This window comes from Sphingopyxis sp., assembly GCF_036402335.1.
Classification (GTDB): domain Bacteria; phylum Pseudomonadota; class Alphaproteobacteria; order Sphingomonadales; family Sphingomonadaceae; genus Sphingopyxis.
Map to the genome: position 1 here is coordinate 1 of NZ_DASWTD010000355.1, position 4633 is coordinate 4633.

Annotated in this window: 4 protein-coding genes, 1 rRNA gene and 1 pseudogene; 3 read left to right on the plus strand and 3 right to left on the minus strand. The window is 62.9% G+C overall.

Features of this window, described 5'->3' with window-relative positions:
* Positions 1-1030, plus strand: a pseudogene (locus tag VGD20_RS11005) (hypothetical protein); the annotation flags it as partial.
* 7 nt (positions 1031-1037) lie between these two features.
* Here VGD20_RS11005 and VGD20_RS11010 read toward each other — a convergent pair.
* Together VGD20_RS11010 and VGD20_RS11015 are read right to left on the minus strand one after the other, a co-directional pair.
* A complete protein-coding gene (locus VGD20_RS11010) occupies positions 1038-1430 on the minus strand; it encodes an acyl-CoA thioesterase (RefSeq protein ID WP_331134487.1) in 393 nt (130 codons plus the stop codon).
* Positions 1420-1728: a hypothetical protein gene (locus VGD20_RS11015; RefSeq protein ID WP_331134488.1), complete on the minus strand. Its 309-nt coding sequence runs from the start codon at positions 1726-1728 to the stop codon at positions 1420-1422. The genes VGD20_RS11010 and VGD20_RS11015 overlap by 11 nt, the downstream gene beginning before the upstream one ends.
* A gap of 126 nt (positions 1729-1854) precedes the next feature.
* Between VGD20_RS11015 and VGD20_RS11020 the strand changes: the two genes are divergently transcribed.
* Positions 1855-2280 carry a CBS domain-containing protein gene (locus tag VGD20_RS11020; RefSeq protein WP_331134489.1) on the plus strand — a complete coding sequence of 142 codons (426 nt, stop codon included), beginning with the start codon at positions 1855-1857 and terminating at the stop codon, positions 2278-2280.
* On the opposite strand, the gene VGD20_RS11025 is transcribed toward VGD20_RS11020, so the two are convergent.
* Entirely contained in the window at positions 2265-3797 is a 1533-nt protein-coding gene (locus VGD20_RS11025; protein ID WP_331134490.1) for a lipopolysaccharide biosynthesis protein, read from the minus strand. The genes VGD20_RS11020 and VGD20_RS11025 overlap by 16 nt on opposite strands.
* A gap of 449 nt (positions 3798-4246) precedes the next feature.
* Between VGD20_RS11025 and VGD20_RS11030 the strand changes: the two genes are divergently transcribed.
* Positions 4247-4633: ribosomal RNA gene (locus VGD20_RS11030) — 16S ribosomal RNA — on the plus strand; the annotation flags it as partial.

A 4633-nucleotide genomic window follows, 5' to 3' on the forward strand; every position in this document is an offset into this window, starting at 1 on the left:
GACGCTCTCGGTGCTTGTGGCCAGCGACCGGCCACGCACGGTGACGGTTCAGCTTCTTTATCTGGCCGAAGGCTTCGACTGGGCCGCCAATTATATCGCCGAGCCGCGCGCCGACGGGAGAAGCCTCGCGATGACCGGCTGGATCACCATTGCCAATGGTGGGGTCACAAGCTTTCCCAATGCACAGCTGAATGTCATCGCCGGCCGGCCGGCGAAGCAGGCGGGCGCCGGCGCGCCCGTGGCCGATGCCGGACCGCTCCGCCTCGAATGCTGGCCGATGGACATAACCAGCACGCATCCGCTGTGGGCATTGCCCGACCTGATCCCGATTCGCGGATCGCAGAACGGGTACCAGCGCGCTTATGGCGACGAGATTCTCGTCAGGGCGCGGATGCCCGAGGAATTGGTACAGTCTGTGCCGCTGGCGATCTCTGCGGTCGGTTCGGACTTCGCCAGTCAGGAGGATCTTGGCGACCTCAAGCAATATCGGCTGCCGTTTCGGACCGATGTCGCTGCGAAGCAGCAGAAACAGGTCGCGCTGCTTGCGCAGGATCGCGTGGTCTATGAACAGCTTTACTCGGCCTATGTCGGCAATCCGGGCCGGGGGGATTTTCGCCCCGCGGGCATTTTGATGCGGATGTGGAATCGCAAGGCCGACGGGCTGGGGCTCGCGCTGCCAGCGGGCGAAATCGCATTTTTCGAGGAGATCGGCGGCCGGCGGCTGCTCGTCGGCGAATCGCACACGGCCGACAAGGCGGTCGACGAGCGAATCGATTTCGGTCTCGGCGACAGCGGCGGGGTCCGGTATCGCGTCGTCCAGACGACCGACCGCGACGGCAAGCGGCGCGATTGGGAAGTAACGATCACGAACGATCGCCCCGTCGTGGCGCCGGTCGAACTGGTGATACCCTTCGCGCTCGCCCCCGCGCCCGAAGGGGCGGAGCAACGCGGCCGCAACTGGTACTGGCAGGTGCGCGTGCCCGCGACTGACCGCATCGTGCGGACCTTCGTTCAGAACAGGGACGATTGATCCGCCGTCAGGCGGGCGGCAGCGCGCGCGGCCGGTGATTCTCGTCGAGCGCGACGAAGGTGAAAACACCCTCGGTCACGCGTTCTTCGGTGCGGCCGCCGTCGCGCGTAGCGATCACTTCGAGCCGAATCGCGAGTGACGTGCGCCCGCGCCGTGCGATCGTGGCATAGATGGAGATGATATCGCGCAGCAGGATCGGCGCGATAAACTCCATCGTTTCGATCGCAACCGTCGCGACCGCGCCCTGCGCCTCGCGCCCGGCGACGATGCCGCCTGCGATGTCCATCTGGCTGAGTACCCAGCCGCCGAAGATATGGCCGTTGGCATTGATATCGGCGGGGCGGGGGACGACGCGCAGGATCGGGTCGCGCGGGCAGTCGGATTCGGGCTTATCGGTCATGGTTCATATCCGGGTCGTCCTCGAAAGGGTCCTCGATCGCTTCGTCATGGCCGCTGCCGCTCGACAGGAAGACGAGGCCCATCAAGGCCGCGCCGAGCAGGACGGAGAGGCCGACGCCAGCGGCGGTCGCGATCATCATATGGATGGTGAGCTGGTCGCCCATCGTGAAACGCAGCCAGCCGAGCGCCCCGACGACGGCGACCAGCGACACCAGCGCCATGCCCTTCATCAGGCGGCGATAGCGGGCCCAGGCGATTTTCGACGTGTCGCCATCGTCGAGCGGGGAGCGTTTGACCATGGGCGCTTCCATGGACCAGCCGGCAGGCAAGGCCAAGCGCGAATGGACCGCGGCCATCTGTTTCGGCTTTGCCGCGAATCATGATAGGCTTCGCCTTCCAGAGAATCAGCATGGGAGCGGCATGGAATGACGATCGGAGCGATCCTGCACGGGCGCACGGGCCCCATAATTTCGGCGCGCAAGGACGACACGGTTCGCGCGGTGCTCGACTTGCTCGCCCAGCACCGGATCGGCGCGGTGCCGGTGATGGAAGGCGAGGCGATCGTCGGTATCTTTTCCGAGCGCGATCTGGTCCGGCTCATGTCCTCCTACGGGCCCGAGGCGCTCGACCGCCAGCTTGACGAGGTGATGACCAAATCGCCGGTGACCTGCGATTCGAGGACCGCCGTGATCGGTGCGCTGTCGCAGATGACACAGCGCCGTATTCGCCATCTTCCCGTTGTCGACAATGGACGACTCGTCGGATTCGTGTCGATCGGCGACCTCGTCAAATATCGCATCGACCGGATCGAGGCCGAGGCTTCGGCGATGCGCGACTATATCGCGTCCTGAACGGCGGCTTCTGCCGCCGGCGGCTGCCGACGCAGGACCAGTCTGATCACTTCGTTGATCGCCTCGCGCTCGAGCAGCCAGAGCAGCGCGCCATAAAGCGCGACGCCGAGCGCCGTAAGCCCCGCGAGTCGCACGGGCGCGGCAAGGCCAAGCGGGGCGATCAACTCCGCAGCGAAGCCGACCCCGATTGCCATCACGAGCGCGGGCGCGAGTCCGGGGAGCATCGCGCGCGCGATATCCCATAAGGTTACGCCGATCAGTGACGCCGACAGGCGCGCGGTCACCAGCAGCAGCAGCGGGGCCGCGATCAGCCAGGCCCACGCCATGCCGATCAGCCCCCACTCCGCGCCAACGAGGAAGGCGGCGGGAAAGAGGAACGCGCCGCTCATCGCCGTGAACATCGAAATCGACGGTTTGCCCAGCGCGTTGGTGAGCGGGGCAAAGAGAATCTGCACCGTCATCAGGATCAGCGCGAGCGAGATCAGCTGGATATAGGGCACCATGCCGAGCCATTTGACGCCGAACAGCGTCTCGACCATCGGCGCCGCGACGACCGCGAGTCCGCAATAGAAGGGCGCGGCGATCAGCATCAGCACGCGCACCGTCTTCAGGAAGCTCCACCGCACCGCCGCTTTGTCGTTCTTGATTCGCGAATAGGCGGGAAAGGCGACCTCGTTCAGCGGCGGTACGAATTTCGCCATGAAGATCTGCGCAAGGAACAAGGCTTCGGCATAGAGGCCCAAAGCGTGCGGGTCGAATCGGCGGCCGGCGATGAAAATGTCGGCCTGGCTCTGCACGAGCCAGAAGAGCTGGCTGAACAGGACCGCGGATCCGAAGCCGATGATCTGGCCGCAGCCCCTGAAGTTGAAACTCGGCCAGACGAGCAGCCGCGCGACGAGAGTCAGCCCGATCGCGCGCGTCCAGAACATGGCGAGCGGGGCATAGACGAGCGTCCACACCCCATAGTGTGCGAGCGCGCAGGCGAGCGCGGTACCCGCGCCCGCGAGCGCGGCGAGCAGATTGACGATCGCCTGGCGCCGGAAATCGAGCGCGCGGCTCATCATCACTTCAGGAAGTGCGATGAAGGGCGTTGCAAGGAACATCAGCGCCTGCACGCGCAGCAGGTCGGCAACCATCGGCTGGCCATAATAGGCGGCGGCAAAGGGTGCGCCGAAGAACTGGATCGCGGCGAGCAGCCCGTTGAGCAGCAGCAGCAGCCCGAAGGCCTGCCTGATTCGGAACGGATCGACCGAGTCGGATTGCACCAGTGCGCTCGCGAATCCCCAGCCATTGAGGAAGGCGAGGAAGGCGAGCACCACCTGAGTCATCGCGAAAAGACCGTAATCCGACGGATCGAGCAGGCGAATCACGAGCAAAGTCGATGCCCAGGTGATGATTTGCGCGAGGATCTGGCTGCCCGAGCGCCAGATTACCGCGCTTCGCACGCGGCTTCCGAATGCCTCGGCACTTTCCTTATCTGCGCCAATGCCCTTGAATTCCGCGCTTTCGCTCACCATTTCGTCCTTCTGGTCAGGGTCTCTCCCGACGTCTCGAACACCCTTTGAAACAAAATTGCAAAAAGGTTGTTGACGCGAATCGATGAGGGGCCTAGAGGCCTGTTCACCGGACGGGGCGCGGCGCCAGACGCCACGCTCCAGCCGGTCGCCAACAGATACGGACAGATGTCCCCCGATAGCAATAGCGGGGAACGACAACTGTCCGCTGTTTCTTGTCGGTGGCTCTTTGAAATTGTGATTGTCGATGAAGGGACATGTGGGCGGCGGCCCTGGGTCTTGCAGCTTTAAGGTGCAAGGTGCTCAGGATAAAAAGCCAAGCCTGACCTACATGTCTTACACGTTTCCATAACGTGGAAGCAGCCTTTTCGAAGGTTGCTTCTTGTGTAGGCCAGGCTCCTTAAAATGAGCGGGTTTGCGAGGGATATTCCACCTTTGCAGATTCGAACATCAAACTTGAGAGTTTGATCCTGGCTCAGAACGAACGCTGGCGGCATGCCTAACACATGCAAGTCGAACGAAGTCTTCGGACTTAGTGGCGCACGGGTGCGTAACGCGTGGGAATCTGCCCTTGGGTACGGAATAACTCAGAGAAATTTGTGCTAATACCGTATAATGTCTTCGGACCAAAGATTTATCGCCCAAGGATGAGCCCGCGTAAGATTAGCTAGTTGGTGGGGTAAAAGCCTACCAAGGCGACGATCTTTAGCTGGTCTGAGAGGATGATCAGCCACACTGGGACTGAGACACGGCCCAGACTCCTACGGGAGGCAGCAGTGGGGAATATTGGACAATGGGCGAAAGCCTGATCCAGCAATGCCGCGTGAGTGATGAAGGCC

Bases quoted from the DNA above. Each gene is read 5' to 3' on its own strand.
- VGD20_RS11015 (WP_331134488.1), bottom strand. From the start codon at position 1,728: ATGGTCAAACGCTCCCCGCTCGACGATGGCGACACGTCGAAAATCGCC.
- VGD20_RS11025 (WP_331134490.1), bottom strand. From the start codon at position 3,797: ATGGTGAGCGAAAGCGCGGAATTCAAGGGCATTGGCGCAGATAAGGAA.
- VGD20_RS11010 (WP_331134487.1), bottom strand. From the start codon at position 1,430: ATGACCGATAAGCCCGAATCCGACTGCCCGCGCGACCCGATCCTGCGC.
- VGD20_RS11020 (WP_331134489.1), top strand. From the start codon at position 1,855: ATGACGATCGGAGCGATCCTGCACGGGCGCACGGGCCCCATAATTTCG.